This window comes from Polaromonas sp., from assembly GCF_039932935.1.
GTDB lineage: Bacteria > Pseudomonadota > Gammaproteobacteria > Burkholderiales > Burkholderiaceae_C > Polaromonas.
Window position 1 is genome coordinate 24,231 of record NZ_JBDTPB010000009.1, and the last position, 15,793, is coordinate 40,023.

General features: G+C 62.4%; 17 protein-coding genes. 10 read left to right on the plus strand and 7 right to left on the minus strand.

Annotation, left to right across the window (positions count from 1 at the left end):
- Positions 1–9: 9 nt before the first annotated feature.
- The 3 genes from ABI546_RS00945 to ABI546_RS00955 form a co-directional block, all read right to left on the minus strand.
- A complete protein-coding gene (locus tag ABI546_RS00945; protein ID WP_348043184.1) occupies positions 10–609 on the minus strand; it encodes a TRAP transporter small permease subunit in 600 nt (199 codons plus the stop codon).
- Between the two features lie 268 nt (positions 610–877).
- Positions 878–1,948, minus strand: a complete 1,071-nt coding sequence (gene selD / locus ABI546_RS00950) for a selenide, water dikinase SelD (RefSeq protein WP_348043186.1) — start codon at positions 1,946–1,948, stop codon at positions 878–880.
- Between the two features lie 147 nt (positions 1,949–2,095).
- Positions 2,096–3,862, minus strand: coding sequence for a hypothetical protein (locus tag ABI546_RS00955; RefSeq protein WP_348043188.1), 1,767 nt, complete (start codon positions 3,860–3,862; stop codon positions 2,096–2,098).
- A gap of 456 nt (positions 3,863–4,318) precedes the next feature.
- Here ABI546_RS00955 and senA point away from each other — a divergent pair, with 456 nt between their 5' ends.
- Complete coding sequence (senA, locus tag ABI546_RS00960) at positions 4,319–5,548, plus strand: selenoneine synthase SenA (RefSeq protein WP_348043190.1); 1,230 nt, start codon at positions 4,319–4,321, stop codon at positions 5,546–5,548.
- 35 nt (positions 5,549–5,583) lie between these two features.
- Here senA and ABI546_RS00965 read toward each other — a convergent pair whose 3' ends face one another.
- Positions 5,584–6,696, minus strand: a complete 1,113-nt coding sequence (locus tag ABI546_RS00965) for a substrate-binding domain-containing protein (protein WP_348043192.1) — start codon at positions 6,694–6,696, stop codon at positions 5,584–5,586.
- 168 nt (positions 6,697–6,864) lie between these two features.
- Here ABI546_RS00965 and ABI546_RS00970 point away from each other — a divergent pair, with 168 nt between their 5' ends.
- From ABI546_RS00970 to ABI546_RS01005, 8 genes are all read left to right on the plus strand, one after another.
- Entirely contained in the window at positions 6,865–7,611 is a 747-nt protein-coding gene (locus ABI546_RS00970) for an ABC transporter permease (RefSeq protein WP_348043194.1), read from the plus strand.
- Positions 7,608–8,297 carry a phosphate ABC transporter ATP-binding protein gene (locus ABI546_RS00975; protein ID WP_348043196.1) on the plus strand — a complete coding sequence of 230 codons (690 nt, stop codon included), beginning with the start codon at positions 7,608–7,610 and terminating at the stop codon, positions 8,295–8,297. The genes ABI546_RS00970 and ABI546_RS00975 overlap by 4 nt, the downstream gene beginning before the upstream one ends.
- Positions 8,298–8,422: 125 nt before the next feature.
- Positions 8,423–9,157, plus strand: a complete 735-nt coding sequence (locus ABI546_RS00980) for an extracellular solute-binding protein (protein WP_348043198.1) — start codon at positions 8,423–8,425, stop codon at positions 9,155–9,157.
- Between the two features lie 163 nt (positions 9,158–9,320).
- Positions 9,321–10,172, plus strand: a complete 852-nt coding sequence (locus ABI546_RS00985) for a molybdate ABC transporter substrate-binding protein (RefSeq protein WP_348043200.1) — start codon at positions 9,321–9,323, stop codon at positions 10,170–10,172.
- A gap of 48 nt (positions 10,173–10,220) precedes the next feature.
- Complete coding sequence (locus ABI546_RS00990) at positions 10,221–10,607, plus strand: DUF2946 family protein (protein ID WP_348043202.1); 387 nt, start codon at positions 10,221–10,223, stop codon at positions 10,605–10,607.
- A gap of 91 nt (positions 10,608–10,698) precedes the next feature.
- A complete protein-coding gene (locus ABI546_RS00995; protein WP_348043204.1) occupies positions 10,699–10,854 on the plus strand; it encodes a hypothetical protein in 156 nt (51 codons plus the stop codon).
- Complete coding sequence (locus tag ABI546_RS01000) at positions 10,851–11,426, plus strand: YcnI family protein (RefSeq protein WP_348043206.1); 576 nt, start codon at positions 10,851–10,853, stop codon at positions 11,424–11,426. The genes ABI546_RS00995 and ABI546_RS01000 overlap by 4 nt, the downstream gene beginning before the upstream one ends.
- A 109-nt stretch (positions 11,427–11,535) precedes the next feature.
- Complete coding sequence (locus ABI546_RS01005) at positions 11,536–11,964, plus strand: copper chaperone PCu(A)C (RefSeq protein WP_348043509.1); 429 nt, start codon at positions 11,536–11,538, stop codon at positions 11,962–11,964.
- A 70-nt stretch (positions 11,965–12,034) separates the two neighbouring features.
- On the opposite strand, the gene ABI546_RS01010 is transcribed toward ABI546_RS01005, so the two are convergent.
- Together ABI546_RS01010 and crcB are read right to left on the minus strand one after the other, a co-directional pair.
- On the minus strand, positions 12,035–13,195 hold the full coding sequence (locus ABI546_RS01010) for a helix-turn-helix domain-containing protein (RefSeq protein ID WP_348043208.1): 1,161 nt from the start codon (positions 13,193–13,195) through the stop codon (positions 12,035–12,037).
- 130 nt (positions 13,196–13,325) lie between these two features.
- Positions 13,326–13,712: a fluoride efflux transporter CrcB gene (crcB, locus tag ABI546_RS01015; protein ID WP_348043210.1), complete on the minus strand. Its 387-nt coding sequence runs from the start codon at positions 13,710–13,712 to the stop codon at positions 13,326–13,328.
- A 45-nt stretch (positions 13,713–13,757) separates the two neighbouring features.
- Here crcB and ABI546_RS01020 point away from each other — a divergent pair, with 45 nt between their 5' ends.
- Positions 13,758–14,474 (plus strand): aspartate/glutamate racemase family protein, encoded by a 717-nt coding sequence (locus ABI546_RS01020; RefSeq protein WP_348043212.1) that lies wholly within the window; start codon positions 13,758–13,760, stop codon positions 14,472–14,474.
- A 15-nt stretch (positions 14,475–14,489) separates the two neighbouring features.
- Here the strand turns inward: ABI546_RS01020 and ABI546_RS01025 are convergent, their stop codons facing one another.
- Positions 14,490–15,785 carry a TRAP transporter large permease subunit gene (locus ABI546_RS01025; protein ID WP_348043214.1) on the minus strand — a complete coding sequence of 432 codons (1,296 nt, stop codon included), beginning with the start codon at positions 15,783–15,785 and terminating at the stop codon, positions 14,490–14,492.
- Positions 15,786–15,793: the final 8 nt, after the last annotated feature.

The following is a 15,793-nucleotide window of genomic DNA, read 5'->3' on the forward strand; positions in this document are numbered from 1 at the left end:
AATCAGTCCTCAGGCAGCTGTTGTTTTTGATTCGGCCAGGCGGCGGATGGCCTCTGCCAGTTCTTCTTCAGCCGTCTTGTCAACTTTCTTGACGGTCGGGTCTTCGATCAGGCCTTTGAGGAAAGCGATGCGCTTGATCAGTTCGGACCAGCACTGCAGCAACAGCAGAGAAAACCCGAGCGGGATCATGGCGTACACGGGCCAGCGGATCAGTCCGCCGGCGTTGCCGGACATTTCCCCGGAAATCAGGCCTCTGTAGAAAAACGGCACGCCGTAATAAAGGATGGCCAGGCAAAAAGGCGTCAGGAAAAAGGTAAAGCCGATGATGTCGACCCAGATTTGCCCGCGCTTGGAAAGGCGGCTGGAGACCACGTCAATCCGCACATGCTCGTTGTTCAGAAGCGTATAGCCTGCGGCGATCAGGAAGGAGGCGGCAAAGAGGTACCACTGCACTTCGAGGTAAGCGTTAGAGCTGGTGCTGAATATTTTTCGCACTGCGGCGTTGACGCCACTGATAACGGTGGAGGCCATGATCAGCCATATCACGTATTTGCCGATCTGGGTATTGATCCAGTCGACGCCGTTTGAGAACTTCAGTAACGCGCGCATTGTTGTCTCCAGGGTAAAGAGTCCGCACACACATCATCAGGAATGCCGTGTGGACGGCCATTCCGGATGATGGTTTGCGGTGGCAAATTTTATAAAGAACTATAAAAGGCAAGCTGACAGCTTTTTGACGATGTAGCCCTATAAACCTAAGGGTATACGCTTGGCTGTCCCGCTTTGGTGCACTTTCGGCGCGCATATCGGTCTTTTGGCGCACTTGAGAGGCTTTCGGTTTCGCCTCCCCTGTAACGGGGGCAAGCCCGCAGAGTCCTCAGAGAACCTCAAGCCCGCGACCGTGGCCCATGACGCCGATGGTGCTGGCCTGCGCAAATCCATGGCGTGCAAAGCAGGCCAGGACTTCAGCTTCAACCTCCGGTGCACATGAGACCAGCAGGCCGCCGCTGGTCTGCGGGTCGCACAGCAATGCCTGCCAGGCCGCCGGGGTGCCGGAAGGTAGCGAAACTTCTGCGCCGTAACTGGCCCAGTTGCGCCCCGAAGCGCCCGTGACCACGCCGGCTTCGGCCAGGGCCATAACCCCCGGCAGCACCGGAACGCGCTTCAGGTCCAGCGTCATCTTGAGCTGGGCGCCGCGGGCCAGTTCGAGGCCGTGTCCGGCCAGCCCGAACCCAGTGATGTCGGTCATTGCGTGGACGCCGTCAAGTTTGGCGAGGTCGATCCCGGGCTTGTTCAACTGCGTGGTCACGTCGATCATTTGCGCGTAGCCCGCAGCGTCCAGTATTTCTTTTTTCAGCGCTGCGGAAAGGATGCCCACACCCAGTGGTTTGCCAAGCACCAGCACATCGCCCTCCCGGGCGCCCGAATTTTTCTTGACACGCGAGGGATGCACCAGTCCCAGCACCACCAGGCCATAGATCGGCTCGACAGAATCGATGGTGTGGCCGCCGGCGATCGGAATGCCCGCATCGCGGCAAACGTCTTGCCCGCCGCGCAGGATGGCGCCGATGGTTTCCAGCGGCAACACATTGATCGGCATGCCTACCAGCGCCAGCGCCATGATGGGTGTGCCGCCCATTGCGTAGACGTCGCTGATCGCGTTGGTGGCGGCGATGCGGCCGAAATCGTAGGGGTCATCAACGATAGGCATGAAGAAATCGGTCGTCGCGATGAGTGCCTGCTCGTCATTGAGCAGGTAAACAGCCGCATCGTCCGCGGTCTCGATGCCCACCAGAAGCTGCGGCGGCAAATTGAAACCGGGCAGGTTGCTGGCGTTCTTGAGTATGGCGCTCAGCACGCCGGGTGCAATCTTGCAACCGCAGCCGCCGCCGTGCGACAGGCTGGTCAGCCGGGGTGGGACAGAGGGCAAGACGTCGGGGGCATTCATGGTGGGCTTTCAATGGCTTCGTGCAGCGGCGTCGGGAAGCACGCGGATGTAGCCGCCAGTTTAAAACAAGGGCCCCATGCGCGGCCCACCCATGCGCATCCCATTGTCCCAGCGCGAAGGCGCCAGCGCCATCATCATCATTTCGACTCAGGTGTCCTTGTCGGCCTTGAGCTCACCTTTCGCCGCGTCGTACACAAAGAGCTTTTTGGCCAGGGCGGGTTGGTAGTTGAGCATGTCGATCAGGAAGCTCAGGGCGCCCAGGTTGTTGCCGAGGCGGTCAGATGATCCGGCCAGGCGGGCCTGCTGCTCATTGGCGTCAGGTTTCAGCATCTGCTCAACCAGTTCGCGCATGTGCATCACCGCCAGGGCCGCCTGGTCCACTCCCAGCATGGACAGCACGCCCTGCATCTGCGCCAGCTGGCCAGGCACGACTGCCAAAGGTGTTTTGTCCTCCGGTGTGCGGAAGAAGCTGTCGAGTGATTTTTCGAGTACACCCAGTGCAACGCGCAGTTCTCCGACCACGCTTCCCATGGTCTGTTTGTCATTCACACGCTGGTACAGCTCTTCCATCCACGACTCCAGCGGCTGTGCTTGCCCGCCCGTTCTGACGCTTTCCAGCCGCTCCGCGAGCCGCGCTGTTCGGGCCCACAAGCGCGGATCATTGGGGTCGAAGTCGTCAAACACTGCCTCAAGGTAAAGCACGGAGGTGGCCACTTCCAGCGCCAGTTCGGGGCTGGGGGCCTTGCCCGAGCTGACCGTCGCGGCGATCACGCGGGACAGCGCCCGTGCCATCGGCTCGCTGGGCGGATGGAGCTTCACCAGCGAATCCGTCACAAGGCTGAACTGGTCGTTCAGCGACTTGAATTTGGCCAGGTCGCCAGCGGTCGCCGCCGACCAGGTTTCTTTGGCCGAGCCAATGCGCTTGCGGGCCTGGGCGATCAAGGCCGGCGCGAAGCGGCCGAACTGGACCGCTTCATAGTCCACCGGCTTGAATCGTTTCAACCCGTAGGCCGACCGTACCGCCGACAGCACTGGCGCATCGCTGGCACGTTGGACCTTCGCCTGGGAGCAGAGAAAAAGCAGGTCTTCCGCAAGCCGCTCCGACGCCTCGGTGCCGCGGGCCAGCCAGACATACTGCAACAGGACACGCAGCGTTGCGCGCTTTACATAAAGATCGATCTTCAGCAAGCCCTTTGACAGCGCCTCGAAATAGGCGGCCGAGATTTTCCAGAACGTCCTGGACTCAATGCTGGTCTGGCCCTGGGCAAAACCCAGGCATACATCGCTGAGGCTTTGTGACGCTTCTGTATCACCGGTGCGGATCAGCGTCAGCATCAGCCGGTCCAGCAATTGCCTGGATTCGCCGCCGTACTCTCGGGCATCGACGGTGATATTCAAGACCGGCTCTATCCAGCGCCACTGAAACACCCACAGGTCCGCCGGATGAATGCGGTCCGCACCCACCAGCCCCTGGATATCTCGGTATTGCGGGAAGAGGGACACCGGGGACACCGGTTTGCCCGCCAATACGTCTTCGAGGTACTCCGCCAGGGAAAAACCGGCGAGCTCGATTTTTGCCGCTGCGTCCGGGGTGCATTGCGCCGGTGACTGGATGAACTTTTGCACCGCCGTCTCCATGGCCCGCAACACCAGCGCGGGGGCGCTCATGCCGACCATCTCCAGGGCGCCCACTGCCTGATGCAACTGCTGGCGGGCGATGCGCAACTGGCCGGCATCCAGCGCCGCCAGCTCTGATTTGTTGACCGTCTCGGCTTCGCGCACAAAACGCTTGAGGGCTTTGGTGGAGCCTTCCAGGGATTTCCGGAGTTCCTCCAATACCCAGGCCAGCGGGCCAAGGTCCAGCAAGGTCAGATCGAGTTCTGCGGGTGATGAATTCAGGTCATGTGGTTGCATGGATACGGGGCCGGGTGGGTGGTCGAAGTCCGGCGTCGAAACCGAAGCCGGACAGGTGTCCTCAAGCGCTCTTCTTCGTGTGACGCTTGGCCGGAGTCTATACGCGTCCTTGCGGATTCAGAAGGAGAAACTTGAAAATGCGTGGCAATCTGCAACGCGGCGCAGCCGCTGTGCGGGTCACGGGGTGCGCTTCAAAATTTTGCATCGATTCCTGGGTTGCATGCCCATGAACGCTATTCACCTATAGGGCATCAGCAGAGCCCCAAGTCCGCGAAGTCTCTGCTATTCTGGTTCGGCCCGCCGAAAGCATGATGGCGCCTTGTTTGTGTCCGGTCTGTGTCGATCATGGGCGGGCCTGTCGGGAATGCTGCCTTGGATTCAGACGCTATACCTAATTCATTACCACCCTCTTCGCCTGCAACCGCAGCGGTGGGTGGTGGGCTGGATTCGCCGCTGATGCGCATCGCAGGCCGCGACATGCTGTCCCTGGCGCTGATGGACGCGCGCAACCACACGCTGCGTCTTACCGGTCACATCCATCAAGCCCGTTTGTCTGGCGATTCCCCAGTGCCTGAATTGCCTGACTTGAACCCTCCGCTCTGGCTGCTGGGTCACCTGGGCTGGTTTCAGGAGTGGTGGGTCGGCCGCAACATGCAACGCGCGCGCGGCGCGCAATGCGAGCCCGTGCATGCCCGGCTGGCGTCGATTGAACCGAACGCCGACCGCTGGTGGGACCCGGCGAGCACGGCGCCGGCAGATCGCTGGAGGCTGGGCCTGCCGGGCATGGAAAGCTGCCGAGCCTATTTGCTCGACACCCTGGAAGGCACGCTGGAGTTGCTTGACAAGGCCGGGGACGATGACGATGCACTGTACTTTTATCGTCTGTGCCTCTTTTACGAAGACCTTCAAGGCGAAGTCATCGCCCACACGGCGCAAGCTCTGGGGCTCAGTCTGGACAAACCTTTGCTGCAGGCTCTCACGCCGCAGCCTTTGACCGTGCGCGACGCCCTGTTGGTACCGGCCACCACCTGGATGATGGGCTCTACAGCTGGTACGCCAGGCATGGGCTTTACCTTTGACAACGAGCTGCCCCAGCATCCAGTCAACGTGCCCGAGTTTGAAATTGACGCACAGCCCGTGACCTGGGCGCAGTTTGTCGAGTTTGTGGACGACGGTGGCTACGACAGGCAGGCGCTGTGGCAACCAGAAGGGTGGGAATGGTTGCAGGCGGCGGTGAAAACCGAAGGCAGGCGCGGCCCGCGCTATGTGGAGCAGATCGGTGTGGCCAGTGGCGCCGTCATGCTGACGCGCTTTGGCCAGCCGACACGCATGCTGGGCAATCAGCCGGCCATGCACATGAGCTGGTGGGAGGCTGACGCCTGGTGCCGCTGGGCCGGGCGCCGGTTGCCTGCAGAGGTGGAGTGGGAGGTTGCCGCGCACACTGCCGCCCGCAGGGGCTTTCGCTGGGGCGATGTGTGGGAGTGGACGGGCACCACCTTTCGCGCCTACCCCGGCTTTGTGCCTGGCCCTTACCGCGCGTATTCCGAACCCTGGTTTGGCAGCCACAAGGTCCTGCGCGGCGCTTCGTTTGCGACGCGTGCGCGCCTGAAGCATCCCCGGTTTCGCAACTTCTGCCTGCCTGGGCGGGACGACATTTTCTGTGGGTTCAGATCCTGCGCGCTATAAAAAAAATAGCTGGTTGCGCTTGTCCATAAAGGGCTTCAGGCATTTTTTGCCAATTTTTCCTTGCGGTATGTCCACCACGGCAGGGTGGCGCGCAAGGACAGTACTTTGCCGCACTGCGCCGCTTCCCCGCTGTAGCCGGGCAATTCTTCCAGCGTAGTCTGCCAGTGGCGGCTTTGCAGCTCCTTCAGCAGTGCCTGCACCTGCGGCGTGGGCAGTTCGGACTTCAGACACACCAGGTGGTAGCGTTCCTGGGCCAGCGGTACGAAGCTCAAGCCCTTTTCGCGCGCTGCCGCTTCAATGCCGAGACCCGCATCCGCCCCATTGGCGGCAATGGCTTGCGCTACCGCCGTGTGGGAAGGCTCCTGGCTCTCATAGCCCTGGATATCTGAAACTGGCACACCGGCTTTGGCGAGCAGTTCGTCGAGCAACACGCGTGTACCGGTGCCTTCGGCGCGGTTCACGTAGCGCACGCCCGGCTTGACCAGGTCGGCAATGCCGGCGATTCGCAGCGGATTGTTTTTGGCAACGATCAGGCCCTGCATGCGGTGGGCAAACCCGATCAGCTTATGCAGGCCGGGCTTGAGCAGGTTGCGGTAAGTTTGTGCCGTCACCGACTGGCTGTCAGGTTGGTCCAACGTGTGAAAGCCGGCCATCATGCAGCGCCCCGCATTCAAGGCCGCAATAGCGTCGACGCTGCCCATGAAACGGATGTCCAGGTGCAGCCCGCGCGGGCTGGCCTGGTCACGCAGGGCCGAAAGCGCCGCGTCGTGGCTGGCGTACAGCGTGAGCACATGGGCGTTGTCGTCGAAGGCGGTTGAAAAAGCGCGCTCGATGTCGCCACGCAAGGCCTCGATTTGCGGCGCCAGCCGGGCTTGCGCCTGGCGTTCGGCCCACAGCAGCTTTTCGCCGAATTCGGTGAGGCGGGCGCGCTGGCCTTTGTCCCAGACGATGAGTGAGCGCCCCAAAGTCTGCTCCCAATCCTTGAGTGCGCCCCACACGTGCCGGTACGACAGATCGAGCGCCTTGGCGGCTTTGGAGATGGAGCCTTGCTCGCGCACTGCGTGGAGCAGATCCATCAGCGGATTGCGGATCAGGGCGTTCTTGCCGCGCTGCGGCGTCAGCAGATAAGAGAGTTCGACTTTATGCATGGCAAGGCGGAGGGTGCATGGATTATGAGTGCATCGGCGAAGGTGGAAGAACGGCGCGGCATGCATGGCGGCTCAGCTGGCCAACCTATGCAAATTCATTCATAGCGATGATTCCTGATGCAAATCAAGGACTTAGGCCCTAGGCTAGAGTGCCGCACACCTTCCGACATGAACACCTTCTCAGACAGCGCCGCCACGGCCTTTGCCCTTATCACCTCGCTTGATCCCATGCTGGCCAGCATCGTGGCCCGCTCATTGGCCGTGAGCGCCTCTGCCTGCCTCATTGCCTGCAGCGGCGGCTTGCTACTCGGTGCGTGGCTGGGCGTGTCGCGCTTTCGCGGCCGCGGCGCCGTTCTGGCTGTGCTCAACACCGCACTGGCCTTGCCCTCGGTGGTGGTCGGCCTGGTGGTGTATCTGTTGCTCTCGCGAACCGGGCCGCTCGGTTTTCTTGGCTGGCTGTTTTCCTTCAAGGCCATGGTGTTGGCGCAGGCCGTGCTGGTGTTGCCGGTCGTCACCGCTCTGGTGCGCCAGACCATTGAAGATGCCGACCGCAGCCACGGCGAGCAATTCCAGTCGCTGGGTGCAGGCCGGTTCGTGCGTGGCCTCATTCTTCTGTGGGACGAGCGTTATGCGCTGCTGACGGTGCTGATCGCCGCGTTCGGCCGGGCGATCTCGGAGGTGGGTGCGGTGATGGTGGTGGGCGGCAACATCGATGGCTTCACGCGCGTGATGACGACCTCGATTGCGCTGGAGACCAGCAAGGGGGATTTGCCGCTGGCGCTTGCGCTGGGCATCGTGCTGCTGGGTGTGGTGTTGCTGCTCAATATCCTGATTGGGCTGGTGCGGCGCTGGCGGGAGCAGGTCGATGACCGCCTGCCGGATGTGGCCCTGGCCGCCGGGGGCGCCCAGCCATGACGCAGGTTTTCAACCTGCACGCCGTCGGTGTGCAGTTCGGCCAGGTCCACGCGCTCAAGGGCTGCAGCCTGCGCATCAAGGCTGGCGAAAGGCTGGCGCTGGTGGGTTCCAACGGCAGTGGAAAGAGCACGCTGTTGCGCACCCTGAACGGCCTGGTCCGGCCTTCTGCGGGCAGCTTTCAGCATGATGTGCAGTTGCGGCAGGCCATGTTGTTCCAGCGGCCCTACATGCTGCGCACCAGCGTGCTGAACAACGTCGCGTTGGGGCTATGGCTGGGGGGCGTGCGCTGGCAGGAGGCCAAGGCCCAGGCGCTGGCCGCGCTGGAGCGCGTGGGGCTGGAAGACCTGGCCACACGCAATGCCAAGGCCTTGTCGGGAGGGCAGCAGCAGCGCGTGGCGCTGGCGCGTGCCTGGGCACTCAAGCCGCAGGTCTTGCTCCTCGACGAACCCACGGCCAGCCTGGACCCCACAGCCAAGCGCGAAGTGGAGCGCCTGATGGCCGAGTTTGCCGACGCCGGCATGACCTTGATCTTCAGCAGCCACAACCTGGGCCAAGTCAAGCGCCTGGCCAGCCGTGTGATTTACCTGGAGCATGGCCGGCTGCTGGCCGACTTGCCCACTGCGGATTTTTTCAACGGCACCATTCCCGCGGAAGCGGAAACATTTTTAAAAGGAGAGCTTGCATGAACAACTTGAACGGGTCGAACGGACTGAGCGCTATGTCGAAAATTCTCAAGCCAATCAGGGCTCTGGCCCTTATCCCACTTGCGCTGTGTGCTACCTTTTCAATAGCGCAAACCAATCCTATCGTCATGGCCTCAACCACCTCGACGGAGCAGTCCGGGCTTTTCCCGTATCTGCTGCCCGAGTTTAAAAAAGCGACGGGCATCGACGTGAAGGTGGTGGCTGTCGGCACCGGCCAGGCCATCGACATGGGCCGGCGCGGCGACGCCGACGTGCTGTTTGTGCACGACCAGGTGGCCGAAGAAAAAGTCGTAGCTGAGGGCTTTGCCATCAAGCGCTTTCCTGTCATGTACAACGACTTTGTGCTCGTCGGCCCCGCCGCAGATCCGGCCAAAACCAAGGGCAAGGACATCGTGGAAGCACTGAAGAAGCTCAGTGCGGCCAACGCCGACTTCGTCTCGCGCGGCGACAAGAGCGGCACGCACGCCGCCGAGCTCCGCTACTGGAAAACCGCGGGCATTGAAACGCCGGGCGATAAACCCGCCTTCGCCAACTACAAGGCCTGCGGCTGCGGCATGGGCCCTGCGCTCAACATTGCCGCCAGCAGCGGCGGCTATGTGCTGGCCGACCGCGGCACCTGGCTGTCTTTCAAGAACCGCGGCGACCTGGTCGTGCTGGTGGAAGGCGACACCAAGCTGTTTAACCAGTACGGTGTGATGGTGGTGAACCCGGCCAAACACCCGCAGACCAAAGTGGTGGAAGCGCAAAAATTTGTGGACTGGGTGACCTCGCCCGCAGGCCAGAACGTGATCGCCGGCTACAAGATCGGCGGCGAGCAGCTGTTCTTCCCCAACGCTAAATAAGGTTCACCCCCTTCCAGGCTCACTGCGTGTAGCCTGTTCCCCCCTCGGGGGGGGCGGCGCCTGGGGCCGGCGAAGCCGGACCCGCAGCCCCTGCTGGTGAAGAGGGGTGCTCCCGGCTTCCCCACTGCCACCAAAAATAGTCGACAACCATTAGGAGCCAGCCATGACGATCAAATCAACGCACGGGGTATTGCACATGCTGCAGGCGCTGCTCCTGGTGGGCGTTTTGCCAGGAGGCCTGAATATGGCACATGCCCAGCCGTCCGCTGCACCCGCTGAAGGCGCACCGCTGCGCGTTTATGCGGCGGGCAGTCTGCGTGAAGCGCTCACCGAAGCGGCCCGCGCTTATGAAGCCCGCACGGGAGTCAAAACCCAACTGACGTTTGGCGCCTCAGGCTTGCTGCGCGAGCGCATTGAAAAAGGCGAGCCGGCGCAGGTGTTCGCGTCAGCCGACACGCAGCATCCGCAGCGTCTGCATGCCATGGCCGCCAGTGCATGGGCGCAACCCACGCTGTTTGTGCGCAACCAGCTGTGTGCACTGGCCGTGCCACAGCTCAATGCCGATCCGGCCAAGTTGCTCGGCCTGATGCTGGACCCTGCCGTCAAACTCGGCACCTCCACGCCCAAGGCAGATCCATCGGGCGACTACGCCTGGGAGGTGTTCCGCAAGGCAGAGGCGCTGAAATCGGGCGCTTATGCGGCGCTGGACGCCAAGGCCCTCAAACTCACCGGTTCACCCGAAGCAGCGCAGCCTCCGACCGGCAGGGGCGCTTACGAGTGGTTGATCACCGAAGGCCGTGCCGACCTCTTTCTGACCTATTGCACCAATGCCGTGGCGGTGCGCAAAGAAGTGCCGCGCATGAGCGTGGTGCAGATGCCGCCAGCCTTGCAGGTAAGCGCCGCTTACGGCCTGACAGCGCGAAGCGGCGATGGTGCTGCGGCGCAATTTTCCGCCTACCTTCTGACGCCCGAAGCACAGGACGTGTTCCGGCGCTTCGGCTTCGGCGCACCCTGATTCCGCACGGGCCCGTCCCGGGTTCCAGCGCGTACTTATAATCTCGCGGTGCCTCTTCATCCTTCATCACGCCCACCACTGTCTGTGTGGGCGCGCCTTGCCACCTGGCTGAGTTTTCTCGCCGTGGCGTCGGCTTTGTGGGCGCCGGTGTCCATGCTGGCCCAGGATGTGCGCACCGGCAAGCTGGGCGGCATCTGCAGCGTCAACACATTTGATGCCGCTTCAGCAAACAGCAACTCCCCGGCCGACGGCGACGCCGCGCAGTCGGGTATGCGCTGCGACCTGTGCGGCTCCGTCGCGCTGGTACTGCCTGCCCTGCCCGAGGCGGCCGTTGCATGTTTCTCCGGCAACGAAGTGCTTGCCGCCGACTTCCCCGCAGCCACCAGCGCCGCCATACCCGGGCTGCCTTTCAGCCGCGGGCCTCCCGCACTTTGAACTGAACCGCCCCGGCCTGAGGCTTGGGGCATTTCCGTGCGCGGCCCTGCGGCCGGCGCGCCTGTTCGTTCAATTCAGCGTGTGAGCTCTCATGAAATATTTCCGCGTACCTGCTGCGCTGGCCTCGCATGACGCCGTCGTGTCTGATGGTGCTTTTGCTGAATCCCTGGGCGTGGTCACAGTTGGCAGCGACCAGCCGACCTTCTTGCCCGCTTTTAATCTTCACACCCTAAAAAATCAATCATGAAATACCTGAATGCTATTAAAAACATAGCTGTTTGCGCTCGTCCACATTGGGCTGCAGCCATATTTGTTGTAATTTCTCTCCCTGCAGCCGCACACGTCACCCTGGAATACCAGGTCGCCAATGCCGGCAGTTATTACAAGGGCACCTTCAAGGTCGGGCACGGCTGCGGGACGTCACCCGTCAAGCAGATTGTGGTCATCATCCCCGCAGGTGTGCAGGGCGCCAAACCCATGCCCAAAGCGGGATGGGCGCTGGAAGTTGTGCGCGAGAAGCTGGCTCAACCCCGTGTTGATCACGAAAAAACCATCACTGAAGAGGTGTCGCGAATCAGCTGGACCGCCAAAACGCCTGCCGATTATTTGCAGAACGACTGGTACGACGAGTTCGTGCTTCAAGCCAAGTTGCCCGCCAAGGCCGGCATGCTGTACTGGCCGGTCATGCAGATTTGTGAAGAAGGCAAGGTTGGCTGGACAGAAGTACCCCAGCCAGGCCAAAAAATGTCCGACCTTAAAAATCCCGCTGCCGCACTTGAGCTGATGCCGGTGGGCGGCGGCGGTGAACACAATCACTGAGCCGCCGGCCGGTTTATTTCAGAATCCATTCATTGCTTCAAGGAACTCAGACATGACATCCGCAACATTCTCAAAAACTCTATGGACGCTTTCGTTGGCGCTCGCCAGCATGACCACGCTTGCCCAGACGGCCGCCGTCAAAGTCGATGGCGCGTGGGCGCGCGCCACCGTGCAAGGGCAAAAAGGCACAGGGGCTTTCATGAGCCTCACCGCCCAGGACGCGACCCGGCTGGTCGGTGTGTCGTCGCCGGTGGCGGGCATAGCCGAAGTGCATGAAATGAAAATGGAAGGCGACGTGATGAAAATGCGCGTCGTGCCATCACTCGACTTGCCCGCCGGCAAAAAGGTCGAATTCAAGCCAGGGGGTTACCACGTCATGCTGATGGACCTGAAAGCGCCGCTGGCCAAAGACAGTACCGTTCCCGTGACCCTGCTGTTCAAGGACGCCAAGGGTGTGGAAAGCAGGCTGGAGCTGAAGTTGCCGGTGGCTACTGCGGCGCCGGGCGCTGCCGGTGCCCCGGCTGAGCACAAGCATTGATCTTTCGCCCCTCTTTGTCGCCAAAACCAGGCTGCAAACTGCCTGATCCTGTTGGCAAGGCGCTGGGGCGCTAGCTGCGTTTACCCGAACCCAGGCGACGGTACACCGTGGCCCGGCTGACGCCCAGCGCCCGGGCGGCCTGGACCACGTTGCCGCGCGCGTCGCTCACTGCCTTGCGAATCAGCACGGTTTCAACTTCCTTTAGCGTGCGCGTAGCGGCGTCCGAGGGCGGCAGACTGGTGACCGGTGAGGGCCCCCGGCCGGGCAACTGCGGTAACGCATGCAGGCGCAGGCCGGTCCAGAGTGGTGTCTCCAGAATGCCGCCGTTCACCGGCGCTTGCTGCCGCGCCGCATCAAACAACATTTCGAAGGGCAGGGCAAAGAGGTCGTTGCAATGAGGCGCCCCACCTGAGGTGGCACCCAGTTGCGAGACCATTTGGCGCGCCGCCTGGTTGGCGCCCGTGACGCAGCCATCGGCGTCCACGCACACCAGCCCGTCGCCGTCGTCTCCCAGCGTGCGCCCGGGCCAGTTCAGCCGGATCTGCAGCGCGTGGGGCATGCCCAGGGTGAGCGCGTTCTCGATGCTGCGCGCAGATTGCGCCACCAGGTGCTTGAGTTCGGGGCGTTCCGCCGCTTCGATGCCCGTCAGGTCCAGCATGCCGGCACAACGGCCATCGGGGCCGAACAAGGGAGCGCCCGCGCAGCTGTAGACAGAGGTGGCGTCAAAAAAATGTTCACCCCGGTGCAACCACACCGGCTGCAGTTCGGTCAGTGCCGCACCGATGGCGGCGGTGCCGGCCTGGGGTTCCGAGAGGTCGGTACCAATGCGCGTGATCATGTCGGCCCTGCGGTCGCGCCGGTCTATGGGGCCGTTGACATCGATGACCACGCCGGATTGATTGGTCAGGATGGCGAAGTAGCGTGTGTCGGCGATGGCGTGTCCCAGTCTTTCCAGAACAGGCCTTGCGGCCTGCACCAGCCGGTCATTGGCTTCCCGGGTGCGATTAAGCGCGGCAGCGGACACCATGTCGAAAGAGGGGGCCTGCTCGGGCCTGTGCCCCAAGGCCAGGCAGCGAATCCAGGAGCGCTCTATCCAGGTTTCAACCAGCGGGGCGGTGTTGGCCACTAGCGGATCGCCATAAAGAACGGCCTGGCGCGCATGGCCGATGCGCGTCAGGCGGTCCAGCCCGCCCGTGGCCGGAGCAGGCCGAAAAGGTGTCGTTGAAGCCATGGCACATTGTGGCCAATTCCTGCGGCTTGTGCAGAGGGCGATGCAATGAGCCTTGCTGCGCGCGAATCCTGCCGCGCAAGCCGCCCGATTGCGACTGGAAAATTTAAAGAAAAATGGCCGTAGCCCGCTCTCAGCGAGCGCTACCAGCTATGAAAAACATAGCAGTCCGCAGGCCCGCCATGGTCATCAGCAGCGAGCCCAGAACATGCACGGTGGCCGTGAGCAGCGCCAGCCCATAGCGCGCCTCCGTCAGGAAGATCACCACTTCAGCCGAAAACGAGGAGAACGTGGTGAGCCCGCCCAGGAATCCGGTGACCAGCGCCAGGCGCCACACCGGATCCAGTTGGGGCATGGACTGAAAGCCGGCGATGCAGAGGCCGATCAGGTAACCGCCAATCAGGTTGGCGGCCAGCGTGCCCCACGGGATCAGGCCGCCGGGCGTGAGCCAAAGGCCCAGGCCCCAGCGGGCCACTGCGCCGAAGGAAGCTCCCAGAGAAATGGCGATGACGTTGAGCATGATGGCGGGGCGGGTAGGCGGTTGTTTTGACGGGACAATGCAGCCATGACTTTAACCGCAGGACACTCTCGCAGCCAGAATTCCGGCTTTCTGGGGGTGGTGATGCTCGATACGCGCTTCCCTCGCCCTCCTGGCGATGTGGGCCATCCCGATGCCTTTGGCGTGCCGGTGCGGCAGCGGGTGGTGCAGGGCGCCTGGCCCGGCACTATTGTGCAGTCGGCTGCCGGCTTGCACGCCGCGGGCGTGGCGCCGGCCTTTGTGCGCGCTGTACAGGCGTTGCAGGCCGAGGGCGCGCGGGCCATCACAACGAGCTGCGGCTTTCTGGTGCTGCTGCAGGATGAATTGCAGGCAGCGGCGCAGGTGCCTGTGGTCACCTCCAGCCTGCTGCAATTGCCAGCGCTGCTGGCGCGCCAGCTCAAGGTGGGCGTGCTGACCATCAGCGCGGCCGCACTGGGCGCAGAGCACCTGCTGGCGGCTGGCGTACCGCAAGCGCGTTTGCAGGATGTTCTGGTTCAGGGTGTGGACCCTGCGGGCGAATTTGCCACGGCGATTTTGGGCAACCGCGACACCATGGATATCGACAAAGCCCGCAGTGATGTGGTGGAGGCAGCATTGGCGCTGAAGCAGCGTGAGCCTTCACTTCAGGCCGTGGTGCTCGAGTGCACCAACTTGCCGCCCTACAGGCAGGCCATCGAGGCGGCCACAGGCCTGAAGACCTGGGCGCTGACCGACGATGAAAGCTTGCTGCGATTCTGGCGCTGAACAAGCGCCGCAGATTTACATCTTTCCCGGCAGCCAGGTGGCGATCTGCGGGAAAAACCAGAGCAGCAGCACCATGCCGCACATCAGCAAGAAAAACGGGAAGGTCACCCGCGCGATGTAGGTGATTTCTTTTTTTGTCATGCCCTGAAGCACAAACAGGTTGAAGCCCACGGGCGGCGTGATCTGCGCCATCTCGACCACGATGACGATGAAAATACCGAACCAGATCAGGTCCAGCCCGGCTGCCTGCACCGTGGGCAGGATAACGCCCATGGTCAGCACCACCATCGAAATGCCATCCAGGAAGCAGCCCAGCACGACGTAGAAGATGCTCAGCACGACGATGAGCATGAAGGGGCTCAGCCCGAGGCTGGAGACAAACTCGGCCAGGTGGCGTGGCAGCCCGATGTAGCCCATGCTCAGCGTCAGGAAAGCGGCGCCGGCCAGGATCAGCGCAATCATGCAATAGAGGCGCGTGGCGCCCAGCAGCGACTCCTTGAAGGTGTTCCAGCTCATGGATCGTTGCACCACGGCCAGCACAAGCGAGCCGACGACGCCGATGGCCGCCGCTTCGGTCGCGGTGGCAATGCCGGTATAGATGGAGCCCAGCACGGAGCCGATCAGGAGCACGACCGGTATCAGGTGGCGTGACTCATAGACTTTTTCGCCAAAACTCATCGCGGCTTCGGGCGGCGGGATCTTGCCCTTGTTCAGCAAGGCCCAGACGACCAGGTAGCCCGAGAACAGAGAGGCCAGCAGCAGGCCGGGAAAGACGCCCGCGATGAACAGCCGGGCAATCGACACGTCGGCGCTGACGCCGTAGACAATCATGATGATGGACGGTGGGATCAGAAGGCCCAGCGTGCCTGCGCCCGCGAGCGAGCCTATGGTGATGTCTTCCGGGTAGCCGCGTTTGGCCAGCTCAGGCAGCGACATCTTGCCAATGGTGGCGCAAGTGGCCGCCGAGGAGCCCGATACGGCCGCAAAGATGGTGCAACCGATGACGTTGGTGTGCAGCAGGCCGCCCGGCAGGCGGCTGACCCAGGGGGCAAGGCCCCTGAACATGCTTTCGCTGAGCTTGGTGCGAAACAGGATTTCGCCCATCCATACAAAAAGGGGCAGGGCCGTCAGCGTCCAGCTGGATGAGGATCCCCAGATGGTCACAGCCATGGCGTCGCCAGCGGCGCGTGAAGAGAACAGCTGCATGCCTATCCAGGCAACGCCCGAGAGCGTGAGGCCAATCCATACACCGGAACCCAGAATCAAAAAAAGCGAAAGTATCAGCAGCGACGTGATGGCGAGATCGGACATGAAAGTTC

What these genes read in the sequence shown, in the direction of transcription:
- ABI546_RS00945 (WP_348043184.1), bottom strand. Translation starts at nt 609, where the DNA reads ATGCGCGCGTTACTGAAGTTCTCAAACGGCGTCGACTGGATCAATACC.
- selD (WP_348043186.1), bottom strand. Translation starts at nt 1,948, where the DNA reads ATGAATGCCCCCGACGTCTTGCCCTCTGTCCCACCCCGGCTGACCAGC.
- ABI546_RS00955 (WP_348043188.1), bottom strand. Translation starts at nt 3,862, where the DNA reads ATGCAACCACATGACCTGAATTCATCACCCGCAGAACTCGATCTGACC.
- senA (WP_348043190.1), top strand. Translation starts at nt 4,319, where the DNA reads ATGCGCATCGCAGGCCGCGACATGCTGTCCCTGGCGCTGATGGACGCG.
- ABI546_RS00965 (WP_348043192.1), bottom strand. Translation starts at nt 6,696, where the DNA reads ATGCATAAAGTCGAACTCTCTTATCTGCTGACGCCGCAGCGCGGCAAG.
- ABI546_RS00970 (WP_348043194.1), top strand. Translation starts at nt 6,865, where the DNA reads ATGAACACCTTCTCAGACAGCGCCGCCACGGCCTTTGCCCTTATCACC.
- ABI546_RS00975 (WP_348043196.1), top strand. Translation starts at nt 7,608, where the DNA reads ATGACGCAGGTTTTCAACCTGCACGCCGTCGGTGTGCAGTTCGGCCAG.
- ABI546_RS00980 (WP_348043198.1), top strand. Translation starts at nt 8,423, where the DNA reads ATGGCCTCAACCACCTCGACGGAGCAGTCCGGGCTTTTCCCGTATCTG.
- ABI546_RS00985 (WP_348043200.1), top strand. Translation starts at nt 9,321, where the DNA reads ATGACGATCAAATCAACGCACGGGGTATTGCACATGCTGCAGGCGCTG.
- ABI546_RS00995 (WP_348043204.1), top strand. Translation starts at nt 10,699, where the DNA reads ATGAAATATTTCCGCGTACCTGCTGCGCTGGCCTCGCATGACGCCGTC.
- ABI546_RS01000 (WP_348043206.1), top strand. Translation starts at nt 10,851, where the DNA reads ATGAAATACCTGAATGCTATTAAAAACATAGCTGTTTGCGCTCGTCCA.
- ABI546_RS01005 (WP_348043509.1), top strand. Translation starts at nt 11,536, where the DNA reads ATGACCACGCTTGCCCAGACGGCCGCCGTCAAAGTCGATGGCGCGTGG.
- ABI546_RS01010 (WP_348043208.1), bottom strand. Translation starts at nt 13,195, where the DNA reads ATGGCTTCAACGACACCTTTTCGGCCTGCTCCGGCCACGGGCGGGCTG.
- crcB (WP_348043210.1), bottom strand. Translation starts at nt 13,712, where the DNA reads ATGCTCAACGTCATCGCCATTTCTCTGGGAGCTTCCTTCGGCGCAGTG.
- ABI546_RS01020 (WP_348043212.1), top strand. Translation starts at nt 13,758, where the DNA reads ATGACTTTAACCGCAGGACACTCTCGCAGCCAGAATTCCGGCTTTCTG.
- ABI546_RS01025 (WP_348043214.1), bottom strand. Translation starts at nt 15,785, where the DNA reads ATGTCCGATCTCGCCATCACGTCGCTGCTGATACTTTCGCTTTTTTTG.